Raw genomic sequence first — 25235 nt, 5'->3', positions numbered from 1 at the left:
TACCGGGGCGGCGATGCGGCGGCTGGTGATCGACAGCGCGACGGAAGCCTGTTCGGTCGCACTGTTCGAAGGCGATATCCTGCTGGCAGGCGAGTTCGCGCTGCTCGGACGCGGTCATGCCGAGCGTCTCGTTCCCATGATCTCCGCGCTTCCCGGCCATGGGCGCGCCGGGGAGATCCTCGTCAACGCCGGTCCCGGCAGCTTCACAGGCATCCGCGTCGGGCTTGCCGCCGCCAAGGCGCTGGCGATGGCCTGGAGCGCGCAGCTGCTCGGCTACCAGACCCATGATCTGCTCGCCGCGATGGCCCGGGCCGCGCGCGGCGGAGTGTCGCTCACCGCTGTCACCACGGGTGGTCATGGCGAGTGGTTCGTCCGCCCGTATGGCGCAGACGGTGCTGCGCTGGCAGACGTCGCATCGCTGACGCCTGAACAGGCGTGTGCCATACTGGCATCAGGGCTCGCCGTCGGTTCGCAGGCGGAGGCGCTGATCGCCCGCCGCGGCCAGGGCGAGTTTCTAGACCTGCGGCCGGACGCGCGCGAGGCACACCTGCTGCCTGAGTCCGCCCTCTTCCCCGCCCCCAGCCCGGTCTATGGCCGCGCGCCCGATGCGCGCCTGCCCGCGGCATGACCGACGCCGTGCTCGATCCGGTCGATGCGATCATGCGCGTCATGGCGCAGGCGTTCGAGCCGCAATACGGAGAGGCGTGGAACCGGCGCCAGGTCTCCGACGCGCTGCTGCTGGGGAATTGTCATTTCGGCCTGATCCGCGGTGATGGCGAGGACTGCGCGGATGCGCCGGGCGAGGCAGTCGGGTTCTACTTGTCCCGCGCGATACTCGACGAAGAAGAACTTCTCCTCTTCGCGATTTCGCCGGCTTATCGCCGCAAGGGTCTCGGCCACAGGTTGCTCGAGCGAATGATCGTCAACGCTCGCAGTCGCGGCATTGCCCGTGTGTTTCTCGAAATGCGGCGGGGCAATCCTGCGGAAATTCTGTATTGCGGCCATGGCTTTCGGCAGGTGGGAATTCGACCGCAATACTACCGCGGGAATGACGGGGCTAGAATCGACGCAATCAGTCAGGAACTCATTCTCTGCTGATTTTGTCGATTTCGAGCTGATTTGCCCAAATCGAGCATGGTTGATCGGCAATTTACGCCATTACGGTTGTTTCCCCGCAATATCCGAGTATAGCGGTCATGCCCTGATGGTCGCCGCTGATCGGGTGGACTCAAATTTGCTCAAGATAACGAGCTAGAACAAAGGTAATGCAAAATGAGCGAAACCGAAAACGACATGCGTGAAACGCTGATCACGCTCGCGTCCGACATTGTCGCCGCCCATGTCAGCAACAACAGCGTTGCCGTCGGCGACTTGCCGAGCCTTATTACCAACGTGTATGGCGCACTCGCCAGCCTTGGCCCGAGTCAGCCGGCGCCCGAACCGGCCCCGGAACCTGCCGTTTCGATCCGCTCTTCGGTCAAGAACGATCACATCGTCTGCCTCGAAGACGGCAAGAAGCTGAAGATGCTCAAGCGGCATCTTATGACCCGCTACAACATGACCCCGGAACAGTATCGCGCACGCTGGAACTTGCCCGCCGACTACCCGATGGTCGCACCGGCCTATGCCGAGAAGCGCCGCGAGCTCGCCAAGAAGATCGGCCTCGGCCGCAAGCCCGCGCCCAAGCGCGGCCGCAAGCCCGCCGCCAAAGCTTCGTAAGCCTTTCGGCCAGCCGGTTCGCCGGTTGCAGATTTGCCCCGCCGGTCTATGATCGGCGGGGTCGTCTTTTTCATGCAGGACTAACGTGCAACAGCCCATCGACATCGAAGCGATCTGTGCCGAGCGCGGCCTGCGCATCACCGACCAGCGCCGCGTGATCGCGCAGGTGCTGTCGGAAAGCACCGATCACCCCGACGTCGAGAAGCTGCACGAACGCGCGGTCGCCCGCGATCCGCGCATTTCGATTGCCACGGTCTATCGCACCGTCCGCCTGTTCGAAGAGGCCGGCATCCTCGATCGCCACGATTTTGGCGACGGTCGCGCCCGTTACGAAGCCGCGCCAGAGGCGCATCATGATCACATGATCGACGTCGAGACCGGCAAGGTCATCGAGTTCGTCGATCCCGAGCTCGAGGCGCTGCAACGCCTCATCGCCGAGCGGCTGGGCTATCGCCTGGTCGATCACCGCATGGAGCTCTACGGGGTTCGCCTTGAACGCGACGATAAGTCTTGATCCGGCGCGGCCGATCAGCGCGATCGGCCGGATCCGCATCATCCTTCGCCTGCTGGCGATGGTCGGGCTGCTCGTGGCCTGTGTCCCGCTTTATTACCTCTGGCGCATCGCACGACGGCGCAACCCGTGGCCGCGGGTGTTCCTTGGCGGGATCGCCTGGATTGCCGGCGTTCGCCTGAAGATTGCCGGAAAGCCGGCCCGCCGCGGCGCGTTTCTCCTTGCCAATCATGTGTCGTGGCTCGACGTGCCGATCCTTGCCGGGGCCAGCGGCACCGCGTTCGTCGCCCACAGCGGGCTGCAGGAGAGCAAGCTCCTGACGTGGTTGTGCGCGATGAACGACACCGTTTTCGTCGCGCGCCATGATCGCCGCAGCGTTCACGAGCAGGTCGAACAGGTGCGCAGTGCGCTTTCCGAAATGGGCGCGCTGACCATCTTTCCCGAGGGCACGACCAGCGACGGCACCGGCCTGCTTCCTTTCAAGTCCTCGCTGCTGTCGGCGCTCGACCCGCCGCCACCTGGCATTTGCGCCCAGCCCGTCTGGATCGACTACGGTCCCGACGTTGCGAAGATGGCATGGGTCGGCGAAGAGCATGGCCTCAACAACTTCCTGCGCATCCTCGCGCGCGGCCGTCCACTGCCGGTGACGGTGCATTTCCTCGAGGCGTTCGAGCCGGGCGAGGTCGGAAACCGCAAGGCGATTTCGGCGCATGCCCGCGAGGCCATTCTCGCCGCGATGGGTTTGTCGCCGCAGGCTTGATCCGGGGCCGCTGCGGGCCTAAATCGCGCCACCGCCAGCGTTCCCGGCGCGAGGCCGGGATGACGAAAGATATCATGCGCCCCACCACCGCCCCCAAGACGTTCCGCGTCAAGAGCTTCGGCTGCCAGATGAACGTCTATGATGGCGAACGGATGAGCGAACTGCTCGCCGCGCAGGGCATGTCCGCTGTCGCGGACGGGGACGAAGCCGATCTCGTCGTGCTCAACACCTGCCACATCCGCGAGAAGGCGACCGAGAAGGTCTATTCCGACATCGGCCGGATCGTGAAGGATTGGGGCCGCGATGACGGGTCCAGCCCGCTGATCGCGGTCGCCGGGTGCGTTGCCCAGGCGGAAGGCGAAGAGATCATGGCCCGCGCCCCGGCGGTGAAGGTCGTCGTCGGCCCGCAGGCCTATCACCGCCTGCCCGAGATGGTCGCGGAAGCTGCCGCCGGCAAGCGCGCCACCGAAACCGACATGCCGGCCGAGGCCAAGTTCGCCGCGCTGCCCAAGCGCCGGCGTTCAGGCCCCAGCGCCTTTCTCACGGTGCAGGAAGGCTGCGACAAGTTCTGCACCTATTGCGTCGTGCCCTATACGCGCGGCGCGGAAATTTCGCGGCCGTTCAGCGACCTGATCGAGGAAGCCAGGCTTCTGGTGGAAGGCGGAGCGCGCGAAATCACCTTGCTCGGCCAGAACGTGAATGCGTGGGCCGGCGAGGACGACAAGGGCCGGAGCGTCGGCCTGGACGGGTTGATCCGTGCGCTGGCCACCGACCCGGACCTCCAGCGGATCCGCTACACCACCAGCCATCCCAACGACATGACGGAAGGCCTGATCGCCGCGCATGGCGAGGTGGAAAAGCTGATGCCGTTCCTCCACCTGCCGGTGCAGGCCGGCAACGATCGCATACTCAAAGCGATGAACCGCTCACACACGGTTGAATCCTATCTGAAGATCCTGGACCGGGTCCGCGCCGCACGGCCGGACATCGCCCTGTCTGGCGATTTCATCGTCGGTTTCCCCGGCGAAACCGAGGCCGAGTTCGCCGATACGCTTTCGCTCGTCGACGCAACCGCTTACGCGCAGGCCTTTAGCTTCAAGTACAGCCCCCGCCCCGGCACACCAGCCGCGGACATGGACGGCCAGATCGCCGCCGAGGTGATGGACGAACGACTCCAGCGTCTCCAGGCCGCGCTGGGCCGTGACCAGCATGCCTTCAACCGCGCCTCGGTCGGCAAGCGCTGCACCGTGCTGGTCGAGCGCAAGGGCCGCCACCCCGGCCAGTGGCTGGGCAAGTCCCCGTGGCTCCAGTCGGTCCACTTCACCGGTGAGGCCGCGATCGGCGACCTGGTCGAGGTCGACCTGGTCGAGGCCGGCCCGAACTCGTTGGCGGGGCGGCTCGTGGCCTGAGCGCCACGCAAACCATTCTTTCCACCGCAGACTCTGCGGCTGTCCCTTGCCTGCAACCAAGGCGCGCATATCTTCGTGAATGCCGAGTCACCCGGCTCGGCATCCTGAAAGGAGCGCATGGCCCGCAAACCTGCTCGCGCCCATAGCGAGGCGTACGACACTCCCCAGGCCCGGTCGGACCGCCACCGCCGCGCCCGCGTGGAGATCGAATTCGACGAACCCACCGTACTTGGTGCGCTGTTCGGCCAGTTCGACCAGAACCTCGTGCTCATCGAGAACCGCCTCGGCGTCTACATCTCGGCGCGCGGCAATCGCATCCTGATCGAGGGGCCCGACGATTCGGTCGCGCGCGCGCGCGAGGTCATGAAGGGCATGCACGAGCGGCTTCTGAAGGGGCAGGAGCTCGATGCCGGCCTGATCGAATCGCTGATCATGATGTCGAACGAGCCCACGCTCGAGGGCATCATCACCGGCGAACCCGGCGGCCCTCCGCCGATCATGATCCGCACGCGCAAGAAGACGATTGTCCCGCGCTCGGCCACGCAGATCGAATACATGCGGGCGCTGGTTCGCGACGACGTGATCTTCGCGCTGGGCCCGGCGGGCACGGGCAAGACCTATCTCGCGGTGGCGCAGGCGGTCGCGCAGCTCATCTCGGGCTCGGTCCAGCGCCTGATCTTGTCTCGCCCGGCGGTCGAGGCGGGGGAGAAGCTTGGCTTCCTCCCTGGCGACATGAAAGACAAGGTCGATCCCTACCTGCGCCCGCTCTACGACGCGCTGTTCGACTGCATGCCGCCCGAACAGGTCGAACGCCGCATCGCCAGCGGCGAGATCGAGATCGCCCCGATCGCCTTCATGCGCGGCCGGACCCTGGCCGATGCCTTCGTCATCCTCGACGAGGCGCAGAACACCACGCCGATGCAGATGAAGATGTTCCTTACCCGCTTCGGCCAGAACAGCCGGATGGTGATCTGCGGCGACCCCAAGCAGGTCGACCTGCCCGGCGGCATTCCGGCGAGCGGGCTGGCCGATGCGGTGAAGCGGCTTGAGGGCGTGGAAGGCATCGGGGTCACCCGGTTCTCGACCGCCGACGTCGTGCGCCATCCGATCGTCGGTCGGATCGTCGAAGCCTACGAGGGGCAGGAGGCTTGACCTCCCCGGTACTCGAAATCGATGTCGATCCGGTGTGGGGCCAGGACACCGACTGGGAGGCGCTCGCCAACCGGGCGGCGGAGGCGGCGGCGCAGGTCGCGCCGGAACTCGCCCACGATAATCTCATCGTCAGCCTCGTCATGGCCGACGACGACGAGGTCCATGCACTCAACAAGCAGTGGCGCGCCAAGGACAAGCCGACCAATGTTCTCTCGTTCCCGATGCTCAGCCGCGAGGAGGTGCTCCACGCGGCGGCCGACGAAGGGGCTCCCGGAATGCTCGGCGACCTGATCCTTGCCCACGGCGTCTGCACGCGCGAGGCGGCGGAGAAAGGCATCTCGGCAGAGGACCACGCGACCCACCTAATCGTCCACGGGATGCTCCATCTCGCCGGCTACGATCACGAGACCGGCGAGGCCGATGCGACCGCGATGGAGGCGCTTGAAACCAAGGCCCTTGCGCTTTTGGGTCTCCCGGACCCATATTGCAGTGCAGCGTGACCCGGACGAGCCTGTCCGAACGCCGATAAAAGGGGAGTTGACGACCGATGCCCGAGGGCAACGGGCCTGCCGGGGATAGCCGGTCGGGCGACGGCGACAGTAGTCGCGCGCTGTGGCGCATGGTGAAGGCCTTCTTCGGACGGGGCGACAGCGACCTCTCGCTGCGCGCCCAGCTCGAGGAAGTGATCGACGAGCACGAGGAAGACGGCCACGGCCCCGGGCCAGCCGGTGACCTTTCCCCGCTTGAGCGGCAGATGCTTCGTAACCTCCTGCACTTTTCGGAACACGATGCCGACGACGTTGCGATCCCCCGCGGGGAGATCGTGGCGGTGCCGGCCGCTGCGACCTGGGACGAACTGGTCGCGGCCTTTGCCGAGCACGGCCACAGCCGCCTGCCGGTCTATGGCGACTCGCTCGACCAGATCGTCGGGATGGTGCTGATCAAGGACGTGTTCGCGATCATCGCCAGCGGAAAGCCGGCGCCCAAAGACTGGACCTCGCTGATGCGCCAGCCGCTGTTTGTCCCGACGGCGCGCAACGCGCTCGACGTGCTGGCCGACATGCGCGCCAGCCGGACGCACCTGGCCGTGGTCATCGATGAATATTCGGGCACCGACGGGATCATCACCATCGAGGACCTTGTCGAGGAAATCGTCGGCGAGATCGAGGACGAGCACGACGACGCCCGCGAGGAGCTGATCCAGCGGATCGACGAGCAGACCTGGGATGCCGACGCCCGCGCCGAACTCGACGATGTCGGACATGCCATCGACCCGCGCCTCGCGGAGATCGAAGAAGACGTTGATACGCTGGGCGGACTCGCCGTCGTCCTGGCGGGACAGGTGCCCCCCGTTGGCGCCATGCTCGACCATGACAGCGGCTGGCGCATCGAGATCACCGCCGGCGACGACCGCCGCGTGCAGAGACTTCGCTTGCATGCGCCCGTTCCCGAGGTAAGCGACGGCTGAGCCATGATCCGCCGTCTTCCTCCCTTGCGCTCGCTCGAAGCGTTCCTGCGCGTGGTGCGCACCGGCTCGGCCAAGACGGCCGCCGCCGAACTCGCGCTCAGCCCGTCGGCGCTGTCGCGGCGGATCGGGGCACTGGAAGACTTCATCGGCAAGAAGCTGTTCGACCGGCGGCACCAGCAACTGAAGCTGACCGACGACGGGCAGGCGCTATATGAGGCGGTGGCCCCGGTTCTCGACGACCTGGCTGACCGGGTCGAGCAGCTTTCGGGCAACAGCCGGGTCATGCGCCTGCGGCTCGGCGTACTTCCGCTGTTCGGCAGCCAGCGCCTGTTCCCGCGGCTCGGGGAGCTGCGCAAACTGCACCCCACGCTGCACATCGACGTGGACTCGTCGCACCTGGCCGAAACCAAGCTGGGCGACACGATCGACGCGGCGATCGTGCTGGTGGAGGAGCCGGATCCGGCGCTCTATTCGGTGCGGCTCGACCATAACAAGGTCTATGCGATAACGTCGTCCGAGATGGCCAAGCAGCTCGGCCCGAAGCCGGACATCGCGAAGCTCCAGAAGCAGACGTTCCTGGTCCACAACGACCTGCCGCAAAGCTTTGAGGCGTGGAAGAACGCCATGGGGCTCAAGCGGCTGGTGCCGGCCGCGATCGATCACTTCGATTCGGGGCAGCTGATCCTCGAAGCGGCTGCGCAGGGCCTCGGCATCGCGATCATGCACGATGACCACTTTACCCGCTCGCACGACGACCGCCTTGCCCGGCTCTACGACATCGACGTCGCCAGCCCTTATTCCTACTGGTTCGTGTGCAAGCCCCGCGCGCTGGAGACCCGTCCGGTGAAGCTGTTCCACGACTGGATGGTGAGCGCGAGCCTGTGAGGCATTGGCGCGATGCGCTGGCGGTCAAGGTCCATTGCCCGGTCGCGCCCGAAACGCTGGCCGCCCTTCTCGCTGGCGATGCAGGCGCAGTGGAGCGGGACGCCGCGGCCTCGGCCATTCTCGCCATCCTGCGGGACGCCAACGCGCTAGGCGACTTCGGCGCCTACCAGGGAGTCGTCGAAATCGCGCCGGGCTGGGAGAGCTTCCAGCCCACGGCGCAGGCACGGCCGACCCTCGGCACGGCGGGGGAGCGGGCGCTCTCGCCGACCGTGATCCTCACCACCTATGCCCCTGCCAACGCAGACATTGACGCGGCGCTGGGAGAACTGCTCGCCGCGCACCCGTGGGAGGTGCCGGTGATCGAGTGTTATCCCACGCGCCTCCTGCTGCGGGGCTGAGCAGGCGCGCTAGTCCTCCGGCCATTCGCTCGGCTGCGGGGGATCCAGCCGTTCGACCCACTGCCCATGGGCGTGGGCGTTGCCGAGATGCAGGCGGGTTTCGCCGCCGGGCCAGTGCTGCACCGACAGCTCGTGGCGATGGACCGTCCGGTTGGCTTCCAGCGCGACCCATCCCAGCGGGCGCTCCGGCGTGGCCCGGGCACCTGCCGCCTCCATCGCCGCCATCACCCGCGCCTGCTGGTCGCGCGGGACATATTGCCAGACGATCGAGTGCATCAGCACGCGCGTCGTTCCCGCCTCCTGCGGCTTCGCCAGTTCCGCCTCTACGAAGCTGGCCGCATCCATCCCGGAGATGTCGGGCCGTGAAGCACGGGCCGCACCGATCGCCGCCTCCATGCGGTCGAACCGCACGGTGTGCTCGGGCCAGATATAGGCCTTGAGCCGCAACGCCTGCGCCGGGTCGGTCAGGTCGACCGGCGCGACGTCGCACCCCCGCGTCGACACGATCTCGATGCGCCGGTCCGGCGGCGGCGGTCCGCGCCATTCCGGAGCGAAGCGCATTACCGCATCCGCCGGTCCGACCTCGATCCCGCCGAGATCGTAATGGTAGCGCGCCAGCATCAGGTTGATCCCCGCGCTGGACCCGATTTCCAGGCATTCGAAGCGCGAAGGGAGGCCCTGACCGGCCAGCCACAGCATCGCCGCGATGAAGCTTGACGAGCGTCCGGCCTCGTTGGTCTGCGGCGGCCCGTCGAGCCAGGGGAGCAGATCCTGCTCCCGCCTGGAAATGACTTCGCCGATTACCGCCATGTCGTCGGCAGGCTGGTCTGCATAAATCGGCGCAAGTGCGGGCTCGCCGCCGGCCAGGTGCAGCGAATGGATGCCGCCCGCGACCCGCAGCGGGAGCGCGTCGGCCAGCGGCGGTCCCTGCCAGTCCCGCACCCGGCGAAGAAGCTCGCCGGTCTTGTCGCCGGCGACCAGCCCGGCAAGAGCCTCCACCACCCGCGCCGTCACCGGGGCTTCGTTGGTCCGGCAGTAATAAACCTGGTTGTGGAAAGCGTCGACCACCGCGCTGTCACCGGTCTGGTAGATCGTCTGCCTGCGGTAGCCGTCGCTCATTTGTTGCCCTTTCGCGCGCCAGGCCATATGGGCGCGGCCATGTCTGCCGCCGGCCAGCTTGTCTTCGCGATTCCCAAGGGGCGCATCCTCGACGAGGCGCTCCCGCTGCTCGCGTCTGCCGGTGTCGTGCCCGAAGACGCGTTCTTCGACAAGAAGTCGCGCGCGCTGAGCTTCGCCACCAGCCGCTCGGACATGCGGATCATCCGCGTCCGCGCCTTCGACGTCGCGACGTTCGTCGCCCACGGCGCGGCGCAGCTCGGCATCGTCGGCTCGGACGTGATCGAGGAGTTCGATTACCCCGATCTTTACGCCCCGGTCGATCTCGACATCGGACACTGCCGCCTGTCGGTCGCCGAACCGGTCGGCGCGGCCGAGGACCCGGCCCGCCGGCACGAGAGCCACGCCCGCGTCGCCACCAAGTATCCCAACCTCACCCGCCGCCACTTCGAGCGGATGGGCGTACAGGCGGAATGCGTGAAGCTGAACGGCGCGATGGAACTCGCACCGTCGCTGGGCCTCGCCAGCCGGATCGTCGACCTCGTCTCGACCGGGCGGACGCTCAAGGACAACGGCCTTGTCGAGACCAGCCGGATCATGCCGATTTCGGCCCGGCTGATCGTAAACCGCGCCGCGCTCAAGACCGATAGCGCCCGCCTTGGCGCGCTGATCGACGCCTTCCGCGCGCTGTCCGCGAACAAGGACGCGGCCTGATGCAGCGGCTGCACTCGGCGGACGAAGGTTTCGCCCGCGCCTTCGCCAAGCTGGTCAAGGACCGCCGCGAGAGCGACCCCGACATCGCCCGCGATGTCGAGACGATCATCTCGGACGTGCGCATCCGCGGGGACGAGGCCCTGGCCGAATACACCGAACGGTTCGACGGCCACCTGCCTGCCGACGACGGCTGGCGGATTGACCCGAAGGCCTGCCGCGAGGCGTTCGACGACCTGCCACCGGACCTGCGCGCCGCGCTCGAACTCGCCGCCAAGCGTATCCGCGCCTATCACGAGGCCCAGCTTCCCGAGGACCGCGACTACACCGACAAGGCCGGCGTCCGCCTTGGCGCGAAGTGGCGGCCGGTGGACGGGGCGGGACTGTACGTGCCCGGCGGACGCGCAGCCTACCCCTCATCGCTGCTGATGAACGCGATCCCCGCCAAGGTCGCAGGCGTGGGCCGACTGGTCGTGACAACACCGACGCCGAAGGGTGAGGTCAACCCGCTGGTCCTCGCCGCCGCCCACCTCGCCGGGGTGGACGAGGTGTGGCGCGTTGGCGGGGCGCAGGCCGTGGCCGCTCTCGCTTATGGCACCAGGCGCATTCGCGCGGTCGATGTCGTCACCGGCCCCGGCAACGCCTGGGTGGCGGAGGCCAAGCGCCAGCTTTACGGCGTCGTCGGGATCGACATGGTGGCCGGCCCCAGCGAAATCCTCGTCATCGCCGATACGCAGAACAACCCGCAGTGGATCGCCGCCGACCTGCTCAGCCAGGCCGAGCACGATCCTGCCGCGCAATCGATCCTGATCACCGACGATGCCGGTTTCGCCGACCAGGTCGCCGACATGGTCGGGGTCGAGATCGCTTTCCTGCCAACCGCGAAAACCGCCAAGGCGAGCTGGGACAAGCACGGCACGATCATCGTCGTGAACTCGCTCGACGAGGCCCCGGCCCTCGCCAATGCGCTGGCGGCCGAACATGTCGAGATCGCCACCGCCGATCCTGAACCGCTGTTTGCGCAGATTCGCCACGCTGGCTCGGTATTCCTCGGCCGGCACACGCCCGAGGCGGTCGGCGATTATGTCGCCGGACCGAACCACGTCCTCCCGACCGGGCGCCGGGCGCGCTTCTCGTCGGGTCTGTCGGTGCTCGATTTCATGAAGCGGACCAGCTTCATCGAGCTGGACGCGGATGCGCTGGGCAAAGTCGGCCCCGCCGCGATCGCGCTGGCGGACGCCGAGGGTCTCGCCGCCCACGCCCGCTCGATCGAGCTGCGTCTCGGCATTTGAGCCGCGCCGCGTCCCGCGCTATCGCGGGTCTCGACAACCAGACCGGGAAGAGCCTGCCATGACCATTTCGCTCTATGACGCCACCGTGCCGAGCTTCATCCAGCATCTCCGCGCGCTCGACGGGATCTTGGCGAAGGCGCAGGGCTGGGCGGCCGAACAGGGCATCGCCGAGGCCGACCTGCTCGCCCGCCGCATCGCCGACGACATGATGCCGCTCTCGGTCCAGATCAAATGGGCGCGCCACCACTCGCTCCATGCGATTGAAGGCGTCCGCGCCGGAGCGTTCCAGCCAGACATGGGTCCGACACCCGAAACGCTCGCCGCACACCGCGAGAACCTGGCTGGCGCGATCGCGGCGCTTGAGGCACTGGATCCGGCCGAGGTCAACGGATTTGTCGGCAGCAACGTCCATTTCAGCATCCCGAACACCAGCTTCGCGCTGGACTTCGCCGCCGAGAATTTCCTGTTTTCGTTTTCCCTCCCGAACTTCTTCTTCCACGTGACCACCGCATACGACCTGTTCCGGGGCGCGGGCCTGCCGATTGGCAAGCGCGACTACCTGGGGGCGATGCGCTTCAAGGCGACCCCATGACCGATCGTTCGCGCGCCCGTTCCGCCTCACGGCTTGCCGCGGTGCAGGCGCTGTACCAGCTCGACATGGAGCAGACGCCGATGGCGATGCTGCTCGACGAGTTCCACATGCACCGCTTGGGTGCGGAGATCGAGGACGTCGAATACGCACAGGCCGACGTGCGTTTCTTCGACGACGTGGTGCGAGGCACGCACGCCCGGCGCGGTGAGATCGACGGCCTCGTTTCCGCCAAGCTGGCACAGGGCTGGTCGCTCGAGCGGCTGGACAAGACCATGCTGCAGATTCTGCGCGCAGGAACTTACGAGTTGCTCGCCCGCAACGATGTCCCCCGCGCCGCAGCGATCAGCGAATATGTCGATGTCGCCCATGCCTTCTTCGACCCGCGCGAGGCCAAGTTCGTCAACGGGATACTCGACGCCATTGCCCGCGAGGTGCGCGGTTAGAAGTTGACGAGTCATCAGGTTTTCGGCTTGATTGCTCCCGCAAGGGAGAGAAACACATGGCCTACAGGCTGCTCACCGACCAGGCACTGGCGCAGATCGGCTCCGTCACCCGCCAACGGACCGGGCTGGTTACAGCCAACGACATCGCGCGCTTCTGTTCGGGCATTCTCGAGGAAAGCCCCGAGCATTTCGATGTGAACGCGGCGCGGGCGCTCGGCTATCCTGACATCGTCGCCCCGCCGACATTTGCCTATCTCACCACGCGTCCCTGCCCGCCGCGATCGGCGTATCTTCCCGACGGGCAGTACGGGTTCGTCGCCCCGCCGGGGCTTCAGCATCTGCAGACGATGCTCGGCGGACAGGACTGGACGTTTCACCGTCCTGCGGTGATCGGAGAGGTTCTGGAGGAACGCACTACCGTGCTGTCGATGGACGAGCGCGAGGGCAAGACCGGGCCGATGGCGATCGTCCGCAGCGAGCAGGCGTTCGTCACGCCCGATGGCGAGCCGGTCGAGACGCTCGTCTCGACCCTGATCTTGCGGACTCCGCCGCCGGCCATCCAGGGGGCGGCGAAGGCGGAACCGGCCACGCTCGAAGAGGCAGCCGCCCTGCCGGAAGCCGGACCGCACCAACTGGTGGTCCAGACCGACATGATCCAGTCGTTCCTCTTCAACGCGGCGATCTGGGCAGTCCACCGGATCCACTGGGACGTGCCCTATGCGCGCTCGGAAGGGCTGCCTTCGACGGTGCTGGTGGGGTGGAACCTCGCCGGATTCGCTTCGCGACTCGGGCGCAGGCTCGCGCCCGAAGGCAAGCGGCTTTCGCGCCTCGACCTCAGCTATCGCGGCATCGCCCATCCCGGCGACGTCCTCACCGTGACAGCCGGAGAAACCGGTGACGATGGCCTGCGCGCGGTCACCATGACCAGCAACCGCGGCACGACCAACGTCATCGGCAGGATGGGCTGGGCCTGACGGACCCGGCCCCGCCGTTGGGGCTTACGACCCGATGACGTGAAGCGCGCACAGCTTGTTGCCGTCCGGATCGCGCAGGTAGGCGAGGTAGAACGGGCTGCCCTCACGCGGTCCCGGCGGATCTTCGCAAGCGGCGCCGCCGTTTTCGCGACCCGCCTTCTCCCACGCATCGGCCTGTTCCGGCGTCATCGCGAATCCGATGGTGCCGCCGTTGGCGCCGCACGCAGGTTCTCCGTTGATCGGCGTGGTCACGATGAACATCGAGCCGTTGTGCTGGTAGATCAGCCGGTTCTTGGGGTCGACGATCGCCGGCTTGCCGCCGAAAGCGGCAAAGGTGGCGTCGTAGAACGTTTTCGAGCGGGCAATATCATTGCTGCCCACCATGACGTGACTGAACATTTTCCTGTCTCTCCCGTGCGGTGACCACGCGGTTGTATGGGCAGGATTACTGCGGTCAAGGTCAAGCGGGCGACCGGCGGGATCGGGCAACCGACCGGCGGTACCGATGGCCCCGCCGGCGCTGCGCATCACCCAGGCTTGCGCTCCAGCCGGGCGATCTCCGCATCGAGCTGGCCGAGGATTTCGGCGCGCATCGAATCCGACAGCGAACCGTCCGAGGCGATCCGGGCGCGGGCATCGCGCACGGCCTGGAGCGCTTCGTCCGCGCTGCCCTCGCCGTCGCCGCAGACGCGGATCTTGACGCGGGTTTTCTTGCCCCCCTCTTCCGCCGAGGTGTCGATGTTGGCGCCGTCCTTGCCGTCGCAATCGAACTGCGCGACGTCGACGTCGCCGCCGGCATGGCGGACGATTACCCGCTTCTCGACGCGCCGGCCATCGACGCCGGGCACGGGCGGCACGGGCGGGACGGGCGGGATCGCGGCTTCGGCCTCGGCGACGCGGCGCTCGAGTTCGGCATCGCTCAGCTTGTCCTTCGTCTTGAACACGAAAGTCTTGCCGTCGCGGGTGACGACGCGGGTGTTGAGGCCGGCTTCATCGTCATCTTCGTCGATGTTGCCATCGGTGTTCACGATGACGACGTGCTGCTCCATCCGCGGCGCATCGGGTGCGCGCGGCGGGGCGGGAGGCGCGGGAGGCGCAGGCGGAGTGGGCTCGGCCAGCGCCTGGGCCAGCGGCACGGCGGCGAGGGCCGCACCGCAGGCGAGCAGCGCGGCGGCGAGACGGGTACGGGTGGTCTTGGTCATCGGTTCGCTCCCCAGCGGTTGATGGAGCGTGCCTGCGCGCCCGCCGCCGGGGAAACGAGCCGCTTTCGGCCAACCGCCAACCGCGACCGGACGAACGTCGGCGGGCGGCGACGAACGACTTACTCGCCGTCTTCGCCGCTTCCCTTGTCCTTGTCCTTGGCCTTGTCGCCTTCGCCGGGCTTCTTGGCCTCGTCCTCGCCCTGTGGGGCCGGCTCGGTGAACTCGTTGATCGCGTCGATCTTGAGCTCCTTGGCCTGCGCCAGCAGCGCTTCCTGGCTCGCCCCGCCCTTCATCGCATTGACCAGCTTGGCGTAGGGATTCTTGCCCGAAGCGTGCGGATCGAAGGCGATGGGCGAGAGGATCGTCAGCGCCAGCGGCATGTTGTTCTGGCGAATGAGCTCAACGCCAAGCCGTGCGCGCAGCGACGAATCGGCGGGCGCGAGGACCATCGCACCGCCCAGTGAATCGACCGCCGCCTTGGGTGCCGGTTCGCCCGCGCCGACGAAGCTGTCGTAATAGAGCACCAGCGGGAGCGCATAGTCCGGCTTCGCGCGGTTGGCGCGGAGGAACCACGATCGCGCGGTCTTCCACTGCGCGGCGTCCTTCTTCTCGACTGCCCGCTTGGCCGCAGCACGGCCCTTGTAGACCATCGCCATCACGTTCTGCGGATCGGCCGCGAGCGAGCGGTCGGCGCCGCATCGGCACGGTCGAGCTCGCCGGCGTCGAACTCCATTTCGGCGAGGTAGCGCTGAACCATGGCATCGTTCGGATAGCGATCGGCAATCGGGCGGGCCCTGGCGACGAGCTTGACCGCCTGCTCCTTGTTCACCCCATTGGCCGAGACGATCCGCAGCGGCAGCATGTCGCGTTCGCCTTGCGAGAGGTGGACGATTTCGACCTGGTCGGTGCCTGCGAGCTTGCTCGAGTCGACCAGATAGCTGCGCAACGTCGCCGAGCGGACATATCCGTCGAGTTCATTGTTGAGCTTGCCAAGGTCGCCAAAGATTCGGCGACCTACCTCGAGCGCCGGCTCACCCTTGTTCACCGCCTCGAAGAACTGCAGGAATTGCCCGGGACGCTTGCCGCTGAACAGCAGGTAGTGGAGCATCAACCAGCCGCGCGAATAAAGCTCGATTGCCTCGTCGCCTTTCGGTGGATTGGAATCGCTGTCGAGCAGGCGTTCGACGCTCCAGCGGTTCATGCCCGCCTGGGCATAGACACGCGAAGGGTTTTCTTGGCCGAAAATGACGCTGCCGTCGTCGCGCAGGTTGGCGGTCATGAACAGTTCGGCCAGCCCCTCGCTCATCCAGCGCGGGTAGAACACGTTGGTGGTCGATAGCAGGATGTGATGCGTATATTCGTGGAACAGGATGGACTCGGGGGTGAAGCCCTTGGCCTGGTAAGGCAGCTTTTCCGGCACGAACCCTGTCGGCCCCTGCGCGTCGCCGCGATAGTAGCCCCCGACCCTGCTGCTGCCCGCCAGCTCCTGCAGCTCCGACAGACTGCCAACGATATAGATCGTGCCGACATCGTCGCGATCCGCCTTGAACAGCGTGCGCAGCGCACCGTGAAAGCGCTCCAGCCGCTCGACCTTCCGCTTGAGCTCGTTCTCCGGCATGTCGCCATAGACGATGAAGTGCTTGGACTTCGCCTGCAGCCATTCGGCATGTGCCGGCTGGACGAAAGCAACAAGCGACGCCGCCGAAACCAGCGCGCCGCGCAGGAAGTTGCGCATTCAGAAAACCCCGTGACCCGTAAAACCTGCGGCCATGACTAGCGCATCTGCGCGGGGAATCCAGTATCGTTTGTTACTTGCCGGTCGAAGCGGGCCGAAAAGCAAAACGGCGCGGATCCGGCAGGACCCGCGCCGCTTGATGCGCCGATCGGCGAACCCTCAGTACACGCGCGCCTTCGGCTTGATGTACTCGGCGTCGTCGGTCAGCGTGTATTCGTGGACCGGGCGGTAATCGAGCTTCACGCCGCCGCCCTTGCCGCCCCAGCCGTCGAACCAGGCGACGGTGTGCTTCATCCAGTTGGCGTCGTCGCGGTTGGGGAAGTCCTCGTGCGCGTGGGCGCCGCGGCTTTCCTTGCGGTTGAACGCGCCGGCCATCGTCACGCTGGCCTGACTGATCAGGTTGTCGAGCTCCATCGTCTCGACGAGGTCCGAGTTCCAGATCAGCGACTTGTCGGAGACGTGGATGTCCTGCATCCGCTCATAGGTCTTGGCGAGCTTGGTGACGCCTTCGCTCATCAGCTCGTCGGTGCGGAACACCGCCGCGTGGGCCGACATCGTGCGCTGCATCTCGGTTCGCACCTCGGCCGTGGGCGAGCCGCCCTGAGCGTTGCGGAAGTGGTCGAGACGGGTCAGCGCGAGGTCGGCGCTGTCCTTGGGCAGCGCGTTGTGCGCCGTGCCGGGCTTGAGGATCTCCTTGAGGCGGAGACCCGTCGCGCGGCCGAACACCACAAGGTCGATCAGCGAGTTCGAGCCCAGGCGGTTGGCACCGTGGACCGAGACGCACGCCGCCTCGCCCACCGCGAACAGGCCGGGCACGACCGTGTCCGGATTGCCGTCGGGGCCGATGGTGACGACTTCGCCGTGGTAGTTACAAGGGATGCCGCCCATGTTGTAGTGAACGGTCGGAACCACCGGCAGCGGCTGGCGTGTCAGGTCGACGCCCGCGAAGATCTTGCCGCTCTCGGTGATGCCCGGAAGCCGCTCGCCCAGCACCTTCGCGTCGATGTGGTCGAGGTGAAGGTAGATGTGGTCCTTGTGCGGGCCAACGCCGCGGCCCTCACGGATTTCCATCGCCATCGAGCGCGAAACGACGTCGCGGCTGGCAAGATCCTTGGCCGAGGGGGCATAGCGCTCCATGAAGCGCTCACCTTCCGAGTTGGTGAGGTACCCGCCCTCGCCGCGCGCGCCTTCGGTGATGAGCACGCCGGCACCGTAGATCCCGGTCGGATGGAACTGCACGAACTCCATGTCCTGCAGTGGCAGGCCGGCGCGCAGCACCATCCCGCCGCCGTCGCCGGTGCAGGTGTGGGCGCTGGTCGCGGTGAAGTAGCAGCGGCCGTAACCGCCGGTCGCCAGCACCACGGCGTGGCTGCGGAAGCGGTGGATCGAACCGTCGTCCATGCACAGGGCGATCACCCCGCGGCACTGGCCGTTCTCCATGATCAGGTCGATCGCGAAGTATTCGATGAAGAAGTCCGCCTCGTACTTCAGCGACTGCTGGTAGAGCGCGTGGAGCATCGCGTGGCCGGTGCGGTCGGCCGCGGCGCACGTGCGCTGGACCGGCGGGCCCTCGCCCATGTTCTGCATGTGGCCGCCGAACGGGCGCTGGTAGATCGTGCCTTCCGGGTTGCGCGAAAACGGCACGCCGGCATGTTCCAGCTCGTAGACCGCCGCCGGGGCTTCGCGGACCATGTATTCGATGGCGTCCTGGTCGCCCAGCCAGTCCGACCCCTTGACGGTGTCGTACATGTGCCAGGTCCAGTGATCCGGGCTGTTGTTGCCGAGCGAGGCGGCGATGCCGCCCTGCGCCGCGACGGTGTGCGAGCGGGTCGGGAACACCTTGGTAATGCAGGCGGTCTTGAGGCCGGCCTGGGCCGAGCCCATCGTCGCGCGGAGGCCCGAGCCACCGGCGCCGACGACGACCGTGTCATAGGTGTGGTCGATGATCTTGTAAGCGGGCTGGCTGGATGCGGTTGCCATGGGCTCAGGCGCCTCCCAGCGCGACGCGAAGGACACAGAGGATGCCATAGGCGGCACCGAGGAACGGCAGCAGGTTCAGCGCGATCAGCGCCGCGAACTTTTCCGCGTGGCCGTGGAGGTAATCCTCGGCGAGGACCTGCACGCCGAGGCGGGCGTGCCAGAACACGTTGAGGATGAGCAGGATCACGGCGGTGGCCGGGATCGGCTTCGCCAGCCAGGCGTGGACCGTCGCGTAATCGACCTGCGGCATCAGCGCGAGGCTGAACAGCAGGAAGGGAACGAGGATCAGGTTGCCGACCGCGGTGAACCGCTGGAGCAGCCAGTGATGCGCGCCGTGCTTGGCCGAGCCGAGGCCCCGCACGCGTCCGATTGAAGTTCCGTTGCCCATGATTTCCCCCGAGTATTCGGTTCGCTGACGCCCGAAGGCGCCGCGTGTCAGAACTTGAGTGCGACCAGCCAGAACACGACGGTCAGCAGCACGCCGATGAGGATGGCGATCAGCGACCAGCGGTTGTTCTGGTCCACATCATACCCCGCGCCGATGTCGAGGAAGAAGTGGCGGATGCCCGATGACAGGTGCTGGAAGAACGCCCACGACAGACCGACCAGGGCGATCTTGCCGAGAATGCTGGTGATGCCCTTCAGCGCGCTGCCTTCCTCGCCGGTCCAGACCCAGCTGGCGAAAGTGGCGTAGGCTTCCGGGCCCGAGGCGATCGCGCCGAGCCACCACAGCAGCAGCGGCAGGCCGACGAAGACCATCCCGTTGCCGGCAATGCGGTGGAGGATCGAGATCGTCATGGCGGGACCCCACCGCCAGATCTGCAGGTGCGGTGAAAGCGGGCGTTTGCTGCGTGCCTGCGCCATGTGGTTCCCCCTCGCGGTCATGCAGGCCACGGCAAACCGCCGCAGCCGATTGAGAATCGGTATTAGCCGAAAAGTCCCTTCGCGCAAGCGCGCCGCAGCGTCATTTTCGGCGCAGTTGCGCCCTCCGTCGCTCCTCCCCTAGAAGCGGCCGATGCAATCCCCCGTCATTCTCGTCACCGGCTCGACCCGCGGCATCGGCGCCGCTGCGGCCGAAGCGCTCGAATCCGCAGGCGCGCGGGTGATCCGCCACGGCGCCCGCCCTCGCCCCGGCGTCCTCTCCGCCGATCTCGCCAACCCCGGCGCGCCCGAACAGCTTTGGGAGGACGCGATGGTCGAGGCCGGCGGGCGGATCGACGTCCTGGTCAACAACGCCGGCCTGTTCGAGAAGAACCCGCTCGAGCTCTCGGACATCGCCTGGCTCGACAACTGGGAAGACACGCTGCGGATCAACCTGACCGCGGCGGCGCAGCTCACCCGCCTCGCCGTCCGCCACTGGCTTGGGCAAGGCCGCGGCGGGCGCGTGGTCCATGTCGCCAGCCGCGCCGGCTATCGCGGCGATTCGCCCGATCACTGGCACTACGCCGCCGCGAAGGGCGGGATGATCGCGATGCACAAGACCGTCGCGCGCGGCTATGCGAAGGACGGTATCCTGAGCTTCGCGGTGACCCCGGGCTTTACCGACACCGACATGGCCGGCGACTATCTCGCCAGCCGGGGCGGGCCGGGCCTGCTCGCCGACATTCCGCTGGGGCGGGTGGCGACGCCCGCGGAAATCGCCGCGATCGTCAAGTTCTGCGCGCTCGATGCGCCGCCGAGCATGACCGGCGCGACCATCGATGCCAACGGAGCGAGCTATGTCCGCTAGGCTCGCGATCCTCGCTGCGGCACTCGCCGCGGCCTGCACGCCGACCCCGGAGATCAAGGCCCCGCCGCCCCGCACCGATCTCGCCGCGGCCTGCGGAGAGCGTGACGGGTGGAGCGACCCAGCGCCTGCAGCACACGTCTGGGGCAATGTCTGGGACGTCGGCACCTGCGGCATCACGGTGCTGCTGGTGAAGGGCGATTCCGGCCACGTCCTGATCGACGGTGCGACCGACCAGGCGGTTCCGGCGATCCTCGCCAACATCCGTGCCGCCGGGGCCGACCCGCGCGACGTTCGCTGGATCGTCATGAGCCACGAGCACAACGACCACGTCGGCGGCATTGCCGGCCTTGCCGCCGCGACGGGCGCGAAGGTCGCGGCCGGCGAAATCGCCGCCGCCGCGCTCGAACGGGGCCAGGTCGGTCCGGACGATCCGCAGGCGGCGATCCACACCGCGTTTCCTCCGGCCAAGGTTGACCGCATCCTGGCCGATGGCGAGACCCTGACGCTCGGCAACCTCGCCCTGACCATGCACCTCGCCGGTGTCCACGCCCCCGGCTCCGCGAACTGGACCTTCGAGGCGCGGGACGAGGCCGGCCGGACCCAGCCGATCGCCTATCTCGACAGCATGTCCACGATCGCCGCCGACGACTACCGTTTCGCCGACCATCCCCAGCGCGTGGCGCAGGTGCGCACCGGGCTGGACCGCTCCGCACCCTTGCCCTGCGGCGTTCTGCTGACGCCGCACCCCGGCGCGAGCAACATGTTCGAACGGCTCGCGGGCCGGGCGCCGCTGGTCGATGCAGCGGCGTGCAGGCGTTATGTCGATAATGCGCGAAGCGCCTTCGAGGCGCGGCTCGCCAAGGAACGCGGGCAATGAGCTGGAAGATCACCGTCCACGCCTCTCGTGCGGTCATCGAGGCGGCGCTCGTCGCCCACGAAGACGCCTTCGACTGGGACCCTGAGGTCGTGATCGGTGGCTGCGAGGTGGCGGAGGACAAGCCCGACGACTGGCGGCTCGAGGCCTGGCTCGCCCGCAAGCCGACAAAGGCGGACAAGGCCGCCGTCGCCGCGCTGTTCGCCGAGGGCAGCCCCCCGCTGGAGATCGAGAAGCTTCCCGATGCCGACTGGGTGACGCTGAGCCAGCAAGGGACCGCGCCCATCCGCGAAGGCGTATTCCACGTTCACACCCCCGAGCATCCGCCGCTCGGGCATCCGGGCATCCGCGACTTCGTCATCGCCGCGAGCCGCGCCTTTGGAACCGGGCAGCACGCCACCACTGCAGGCTGCCTGGCCATGCTCACCCAGATGAAGCGCCAGGGCGTGCTCGTGCGCAACCTCGCCGACATCGGCACGGGGACGGGTCTGCTGGCCTTTGCCGCGCTCGATCTCTGGCCGCGCGCGCTCGCGACCGCGAGCGACATCGACGCGGTTTGCGCGCCGGTCGTGCTCGACAACGCCAAGGCCAACCGAATTCCGGTCGGCGGCGGTCCCGGCGAGCTGACGATGGTCGTCGCGCCCGGAACCGACCACCCCCTGATCGCAGCACGCGGGCCCTACGACCTGCTCATCGCCAACATCCTCGCCGGACCGCTGGTCGAGCTCGCGCCGGACTTCGCCCAAGCGGTGCTGCCGGGCGGCCACCTCCTGCTCGCCGGACTGCTCGAGACGCAGGAACCGAGGGTTCGCGCGGCCTATCTGCGCGCAGGCTTCCGCCTCGCGGCGCGGATGGTGCGAGGCGACTGGTCGATCCTGTGGTTGCGCCGCCGCGCCCGGGGCCGGGTGCGGCCTACCCGGGTCGGCGCACTGCCGGAATGGTCGAAGCGATGGTAGGCGGTCAGGCCCCGGTGGCGCGCAAGGCGAACTGCTTCCAGCCGTAGCTGCCGATCAGCTCAAAGCGTCCGGCAGCGATCGCTTCCTGTACCGCGACGTAGACGCCGTGATGCGGACTGGCGGGATTCTCGTCCCAGTCGTCGCCGATCAATACCCCGCCGGGCCTGAGCCGGGAGGCCAGCAGCGCGAGCTCGTCCCGCGTGCCTTCAAGGTCGTGCCCCGAATCGAGATAGGCCCAGTCGAGCATCGCCGGCGGGAACATGGCCAGGAAGCTCTCCGACCGGTCGATCACCACGTGGCACACACAATCCCGCCCGGCCCTGGCGATCCGGCGGCGGGCGGCGTTGAAGGCAGTCCGCGTCGAAAGCGTGCCCCACGCGGTATAGGCGCCCCAGTCCGGATAGATCGGGCCGAATTCGTCCCACCACACGTCGACGAACCACGCCTCGCGGGGTTGCGCGACTTCGAGGAGCATGGCCGAGAACAGCCCGGTAAACACCCCGATCTCGACGCCTCGGCCATGCTTGGGCACATGCTCGGCAATGAAGCGGCGGGCGCGGACGCGGTGATCGATCGACAGTTCGGCCCGCCACAGGGCCGGGTCGAGCGGGCCGGCGCCAGCGGCCAGCACGTCGCCCGCGCGGTGAGCCACCGCACGTGCGCCCTGCGCCACAGGTCCGACGATAGGCAGTTGTCCGAGCCCCATCCGCTTTCCTTTACGGCATCATCCTATCTTAGGATAGCCGAAAGTTAGCGTGACGTTGTGCTCTAGGGCATCGTCGTGCAATCGCGCAGGAGGCCGAGCGCTGCGAGCGCGAAAGCCTCCATGTTGGCGATCCGGGCATCGCTGCCGGTTTCGGTGACGAGCACGCGCTCGATCTCTGGTCCGACCACTGCAATACAGCTGCGCCCGCTCGCGACGCCCATCGGGTGGACGCTCGCGCCGGCCGAGCCGGTTTCGGCGAGGCCCCATTCGGCCCCGAAATGCTCGCGGATGGCATGCGCCTGGGCGAGCGCGTATTCCTCGGTCGCCGAGCGCATGCCGCGCCACGCCTCGCGCGGGCGGCCCAGCAGGATCTCGCGCGCCTTCAGCGAATAGAGCACGCCGCCGCCGACATAGAACTGCAGCGCGCCTGGCACGGTCAGCAGCGCCGCCGAAACCAGCCCGCCGGTTGCGCCGTCAATCACCGCGACCCTTTCGCCGCGCCCTTTCAGTGCTTCGGCAATTTCGAGCGCGATCGGGTGAAGCGGCTCGATCATCCGGCGTTTCTCACGATTTCGGCCCAAGCCGCCTCGTCGATCACCGGAATTCCGAGCGCCGCGGCCTGCTTGAGCTTCGATCCGGCCCCCGGCCCTGCCACGACAAGGTCGGTCTTTGCCGAAACCGAACCCGCGGCGCGTGCGCCCAGCGCCTCGGCCTGGGCCTTCGCCTCATCGCGGCTCATGGTTTCGAGCTTGCCGGTGAAGACCACCGTCTTGCCCGCGACCTCGCTGTCCTTGGTTTCAACCACGTAAGGGGGCGGGCTGACTTCGGATAGCAGGTCATCCCACACCGCGAGGTTGTGCGGTTCGTGGAAGAAATCGCCCAGCGCCTCGACCACGACGGGGCCGACACCTTCGATGGAGGTGAGTTCGGCGGCGGCCTCGGCATCTCCGCCATGCGCCCGCTCGGCAGCCGCACGCAGCGTCGGAAGGGTGGCAAACCGCTTCATCAGGTCGCGCGCCGTCACCGCACCCACGTGGCGGATCCCCAGCCCGAACAGCAGCCGCGCCGCGTCGGGCTTGCGCTTCGCCTCGATCGCGGCGAGGAGGTTGTCGACCGACTTGTCCTTCCACCCCTCGCGCCCGACGATCTCGCTCCGGCGCGCCTTCAGGCGGAAGATGTCCGCCGGGCTTTCCAGCCAGCCGAGCGCGAAGAATTCGGCGATGGTCTTCTCGCCCAGCCCCTCGATGTCCAGCGCAGCGCGGCTGACGAAGTGTCTGAGCCGCTCGGTCCGCTGCGCCGGGCAGATCAGCCCGCCGGTGCAGCGCACGTCGACCTCGCCTTCCTCGGCGACGGCTTCGGACTGGCATTCCGGGCAATGGTCAGGGAAATGATAGGGATCGCGCGTCTCGTCCCGGGTGAGGTTGTCCACGACCTGCGGGATCACGTCGCCGGCGCGCTGGAGCACAATCCTGTCCCCCACCCGCAGCCCCAGTCGCCCGATCTCGTCGCGGTTGTGGAGCGTGACGTTGGTGACCGTGACTCCGCCGACCAGCACCGGCCGCAGCCGCCCGACCGGAGTCAGCTTGCCGGTGCGGCCGACCTGGATGTCGATCGCCTCGAGCACCGTCTCGGCGCGCTCAGCCGGGAACTTGTGGGCCAGGCCCCAGCGCGGGGCCTTGGCGACGAAACCCAGCCGCTCCTGCCAATCGAGCCGGTCGACCTTGTAGACCACGCCGTCGATGTCATAGGGCAGCGCCGCCCGCTGCGCCCCGATGCTCGCATAGTGCCCGGTCATCGCCTCGACCGAGCTGCAGCGCACCAGCAGCGGCGAGACCGGCACGCCCCATCCGGCGATCTTCTGCATCATCTCGAACTGGGTCTGCGCCGGAACCGCGCTCGCCGCGCCCCAGCCGTGGGCGAGGAAGCGCAACGGGCGGCTGGCGGTGACGCTGGCATCTTTCTGGCGGAGCGAGCCGGCGGCGGCGTTCCTCGGGTTGGCAAAGATCTTGCCGCCGTTCGCTTCCTGCGCCGCATTGAGCGCGAGGAAATCCGCCTTGGCCATGTAGACCTCGCCACGGATCTCGAAAACCTCCGGCACATCGAACAGCCCGTCGCCGTGCAGGACCTGCGGAATGTCGGAAATGTGCGCCACGTTGGCGGTGACATCCTCTCCCACCTGCCCGTCTCCGCGGGTGGCGGCGCGAACCAGGCGGCCCTGCTCGTAGCGCAGCGAGCACGACAGGCCGTCGATCTTGTCCTCGGCGGTCATCGCCACTTCGGCCTCGGCAGGCAGGTTGAGGAACCGCCGGACCCGCGCCACGAAGTCGGCCACCTCCTCGTCCGAGAAGGCGTTGTCGAGGCTCATCATCCGCACCTCGTGCGTGACCTTCGACAGCGGCGAGGCAGCAACCTCGTGGCCGACCGCCGCACTCGGGCTGTCGGGGCGGACCAGGTGGGGGAACGCGGCCTCGAGCTCGGCATTGCGGCGGACCAGCGCATCGTATTCGGCGTCGGAAATCTCCGGCGCGTCGTCGGCGTGGTAGAGGCGGTTGTGGTGGGCGATCTGCTTCGCCAGCCGCATCAGTTCGTTGGCGGCATCGGCTTCGGACATGGCGGTGGTCAT

30 protein-coding genes are annotated in these 25235 nt (G+C 67.5%); 19 read left to right on the top strand and 11 right to left on the bottom strand.

What is annotated here, in order from left to right; translation table 11 throughout:
* Positions 1–13: 13 nt before the first annotated feature.
* The 11 genes from tsaB (at position 14) to AC3WLD_RS12030 (ending at position 8302) form a co-directional block, all read left to right on the top strand.
* A complete protein-coding gene (gene tsaB / locus AC3WLD_RS12080; RefSeq protein ID WP_492557208.1) occupies positions 14–628 on the top strand; it encodes a tRNA (adenosine(37)-N6)-threonylcarbamoyltransferase complex dimerization subunit type 1 TsaB in 615 nt (204 codons plus the stop codon).
* Complete coding sequence (locus AC3WLD_RS12075) at positions 625–1098, top strand: GNAT family N-acetyltransferase (protein ID WP_492557207.1); 474 nt, start codon at positions 625–627, stop codon at positions 1096–1098. Before tsaB ends, AC3WLD_RS12075 begins: the two co-directional genes overlap by 4 nt.
* Before the next feature lie 174 nt (positions 1099–1272).
* Entirely contained in the window at positions 1273–1719 is a 447-nt protein-coding gene (locus AC3WLD_RS12070) for a Ros/MucR family transcriptional regulator (protein ID WP_492557206.1), read from the top strand.
* A gap of 85 nt (positions 1720–1804) precedes the next feature.
* A complete protein-coding gene (locus tag AC3WLD_RS12065; RefSeq protein WP_492557205.1) occupies positions 1805–2233 on the top strand; it encodes a Fur family transcriptional regulator in 429 nt (142 codons plus the stop codon).
* Positions 2211–2990 (top strand): lysophospholipid acyltransferase family protein, encoded by a 780-nt coding sequence (locus AC3WLD_RS12060; RefSeq protein WP_492557204.1) that lies wholly within the window; start codon positions 2211–2213, stop codon positions 2988–2990. Before AC3WLD_RS12065 ends, AC3WLD_RS12060 begins: the two co-directional genes overlap by 23 nt.
* Before the next feature lie 74 nt (positions 2991–3064).
* Complete coding sequence (gene miaB, locus AC3WLD_RS12055) at positions 3065–4399, top strand: tRNA (N6-isopentenyl adenosine(37)-C2)-methylthiotransferase MiaB (protein ID WP_492557255.1); 1335 nt, start codon at positions 3065–3067, stop codon at positions 4397–4399.
* 117 nt (positions 4400–4516) lie between these two features.
* Complete coding sequence (locus AC3WLD_RS12050; protein ID WP_492557203.1) at positions 4517–5551, top strand: PhoH family protein; 1035 nt, start codon at positions 4517–4519, stop codon at positions 5549–5551.
* A complete protein-coding gene (gene ybeY, locus AC3WLD_RS12045) occupies positions 5548–6051 on the top strand; it encodes an rRNA maturation RNase YbeY (protein ID WP_492557202.1) in 504 nt (167 codons plus the stop codon). The genes AC3WLD_RS12050 and ybeY overlap by 4 nt, the downstream gene beginning before the upstream one ends.
* A 47-nt stretch (positions 6052–6098) precedes the next feature.
* Positions 6099–7019, top strand: a complete 921-nt coding sequence (locus AC3WLD_RS12040) for a hemolysin family protein (RefSeq protein WP_492557201.1) — start codon at positions 6099–6101, stop codon at positions 7017–7019.
* Positions 7020–7022: 3 nt separating this feature from the next.
* The gene (locus AC3WLD_RS12035) at positions 7023–7904 is read left to right on the top strand and encodes a LysR substrate-binding domain-containing protein (protein ID WP_492557200.1); all 882 of its coding nucleotides are present in this window, start codon (positions 7023–7025) and stop codon (positions 7902–7904) included.
* Entirely contained in the window at positions 7901–8302 is a 402-nt protein-coding gene (locus tag AC3WLD_RS12030) for a hypothetical protein (RefSeq protein ID WP_492557199.1), read from the top strand. Before AC3WLD_RS12035 ends, AC3WLD_RS12030 begins: the two co-directional genes overlap by 4 nt.
* 9 nt (positions 8303–8311) lie before the next feature.
* Here the strand turns inward: AC3WLD_RS12030 and AC3WLD_RS12025 are convergent, their stop codons facing one another.
* Positions 8312–9421 carry a DUF2332 domain-containing protein gene (locus tag AC3WLD_RS12025; protein WP_492557198.1) on the bottom strand — a complete coding sequence of 370 codons (1110 nt, stop codon included), beginning with the start codon at positions 9419–9421 and terminating at the stop codon, positions 8312–8314.
* A 39-nt stretch (positions 9422–9460) separates the two neighbouring features.
* Between AC3WLD_RS12025 and hisG the strand changes: the two genes are divergently transcribed.
* Genes hisG through AC3WLD_RS12000 form a run of 5 tightly spaced genes read left to right on the top strand, consistent with a single transcriptional unit; the run spans position 9461 to position 13430 of the window.
* Positions 9461–10132: an ATP phosphoribosyltransferase gene (gene hisG, locus AC3WLD_RS12020; RefSeq protein WP_492557197.1), complete on the top strand. Its 672-nt coding sequence runs from the start codon at positions 9461–9463 to the stop codon at positions 10130–10132.
* The gene (gene hisD, locus AC3WLD_RS12015; RefSeq protein ID WP_492557196.1) at positions 10132–11421 is read left to right on the top strand and encodes a histidinol dehydrogenase; all 1290 of its coding nucleotides are present in this window, start codon (positions 10132–10134) and stop codon (positions 11419–11421) included. Before hisG ends, hisD begins: the two co-directional genes overlap by 1 nt.
* Before the next feature lie 58 nt (positions 11422–11479).
* A complete protein-coding gene (locus AC3WLD_RS12010; RefSeq protein ID WP_492557195.1) occupies positions 11480–12013 on the top strand; it encodes a DUF1993 domain-containing protein in 534 nt (177 codons plus the stop codon).
* A complete protein-coding gene (nusB, locus tag AC3WLD_RS12005) occupies positions 12010–12456 on the top strand; it encodes a transcription antitermination factor NusB (RefSeq protein ID WP_492557194.1) in 447 nt (148 codons plus the stop codon). Before AC3WLD_RS12010 ends, nusB begins: the two co-directional genes overlap by 4 nt.
* 56 nt (positions 12457–12512) lie before the next feature.
* The gene (locus AC3WLD_RS12000) at positions 12513–13430 is read left to right on the top strand and encodes an FAS1-like dehydratase domain-containing protein (RefSeq protein WP_492557193.1); all 918 of its coding nucleotides are present in this window, start codon (positions 12513–12515) and stop codon (positions 13428–13430) included.
* 24 nt (positions 13431–13454) lie between these two features.
* On the opposite strand, the gene AC3WLD_RS11995 is transcribed toward AC3WLD_RS12000, so the two are convergent.
* From AC3WLD_RS11995 to sdhC, 7 genes are all read right to left on the bottom strand, one after another.
* Entirely contained in the window at positions 13455–13829 is a 375-nt protein-coding gene (locus AC3WLD_RS11995) for a VOC family protein (protein ID WP_492557192.1), read from the bottom strand.
* 128 nt (positions 13830–13957) lie between these two features.
* Entirely contained in the window at positions 13958–14632 is a 675-nt protein-coding gene (locus AC3WLD_RS11990) for a hypothetical protein (RefSeq protein ID WP_492557191.1), read from the bottom strand.
* A gap of 119 nt (positions 14633–14751) precedes the next feature.
* Complete coding sequence (locus tag AC3WLD_RS11985; protein WP_492557190.1) at positions 14752–15288, bottom strand: hypothetical protein; 537 nt, start codon at positions 15286–15288, stop codon at positions 14752–14754.
* Positions 15288–16367, bottom strand: a complete 1080-nt coding sequence (locus AC3WLD_RS11980; protein ID WP_492557189.1) for a hypothetical protein — start codon at positions 16365–16367, stop codon at positions 15288–15290. The genes AC3WLD_RS11985 and AC3WLD_RS11980 overlap by 1 nt, the downstream gene beginning before the upstream one ends.
* Positions 16368–16526: 159 nt before the next feature.
* Positions 16527–18347, bottom strand: a complete 1821-nt coding sequence (sdhA, locus tag AC3WLD_RS11975; protein WP_492557188.1) for a succinate dehydrogenase flavoprotein subunit — start codon at positions 18345–18347, stop codon at positions 16527–16529.
* Positions 18348–18351: 4 nt separating this feature from the next.
* Complete coding sequence (gene sdhD / locus AC3WLD_RS11970) at positions 18352–18735, bottom strand: succinate dehydrogenase, hydrophobic membrane anchor protein (RefSeq protein ID WP_492557187.1); 384 nt, start codon at positions 18733–18735, stop codon at positions 18352–18354.
* 47 nt (positions 18736–18782) lie between these two features.
* A complete protein-coding gene (gene sdhC, locus AC3WLD_RS11965; protein ID WP_492557186.1) occupies positions 18783–19211 on the bottom strand; it encodes a succinate dehydrogenase, cytochrome b556 subunit in 429 nt (142 codons plus the stop codon).
* A gap of 151 nt (positions 19212–19362) precedes the next feature.
* Between sdhC and AC3WLD_RS11960 the strand changes: the two genes are divergently transcribed.
* Genes AC3WLD_RS11960 through AC3WLD_RS11950 form a run of 3 tightly spaced genes read left to right on the top strand, consistent with a single transcriptional unit; the run spans position 19363 to position 21906 of the window.
* Positions 19363–20076, top strand: a complete 714-nt coding sequence (locus AC3WLD_RS11960) for an SDR family NAD(P)-dependent oxidoreductase (protein WP_492557185.1) — start codon at positions 19363–19365, stop codon at positions 20074–20076.
* Complete coding sequence (gene bla / locus AC3WLD_RS11955) at positions 20066–20953, top strand: subclass B3 metallo-beta-lactamase (RefSeq protein WP_492557184.1); 888 nt, start codon at positions 20066–20068, stop codon at positions 20951–20953. Before AC3WLD_RS11960 ends, bla begins: the two co-directional genes overlap by 11 nt.
* Positions 20950–21906 (top strand): 50S ribosomal protein L11 methyltransferase, encoded by a 957-nt coding sequence (locus AC3WLD_RS11950; RefSeq protein WP_492557183.1) that lies wholly within the window; start codon positions 20950–20952, stop codon positions 21904–21906. The genes bla and AC3WLD_RS11950 overlap by 4 nt, the downstream gene beginning before the upstream one ends.
* Before the next feature lie 4 nt (positions 21907–21910).
* On the opposite strand, the gene AC3WLD_RS11945 is transcribed toward AC3WLD_RS11950, so the two are convergent.
* The 3 genes from AC3WLD_RS11945 to ligA form a co-directional block, all read right to left on the bottom strand.
* Complete coding sequence (locus AC3WLD_RS11945; protein ID WP_492557182.1) at positions 21911–22612, bottom strand: class I SAM-dependent methyltransferase; 702 nt, start codon at positions 22610–22612, stop codon at positions 21911–21913.
* A 62-nt stretch (positions 22613–22674) separates the two neighbouring features.
* Positions 22675–23166, bottom strand: a complete 492-nt coding sequence (locus AC3WLD_RS11940; RefSeq protein ID WP_492557181.1) for a CinA family protein — start codon at positions 23164–23166, stop codon at positions 22675–22677.
* Positions 23163–25235 carry an NAD-dependent DNA ligase LigA gene (ligA, locus tag AC3WLD_RS11935; protein ID WP_492557180.1) on the bottom strand — a complete coding sequence of 691 codons (2073 nt, stop codon included), beginning with the start codon at positions 25233–25235 and terminating at the stop codon, positions 23163–23165. The genes AC3WLD_RS11940 and ligA overlap by 4 nt, the downstream gene beginning before the upstream one ends.

This window comes from Novosphingobium sp. FW305-C-111 (genome assembly GCF_058783565.1).
The sequence above is the reverse complement of the archived record's forward strand: the minus strand, read 5'-3'. Positions and strand labels throughout refer to the sequence as shown.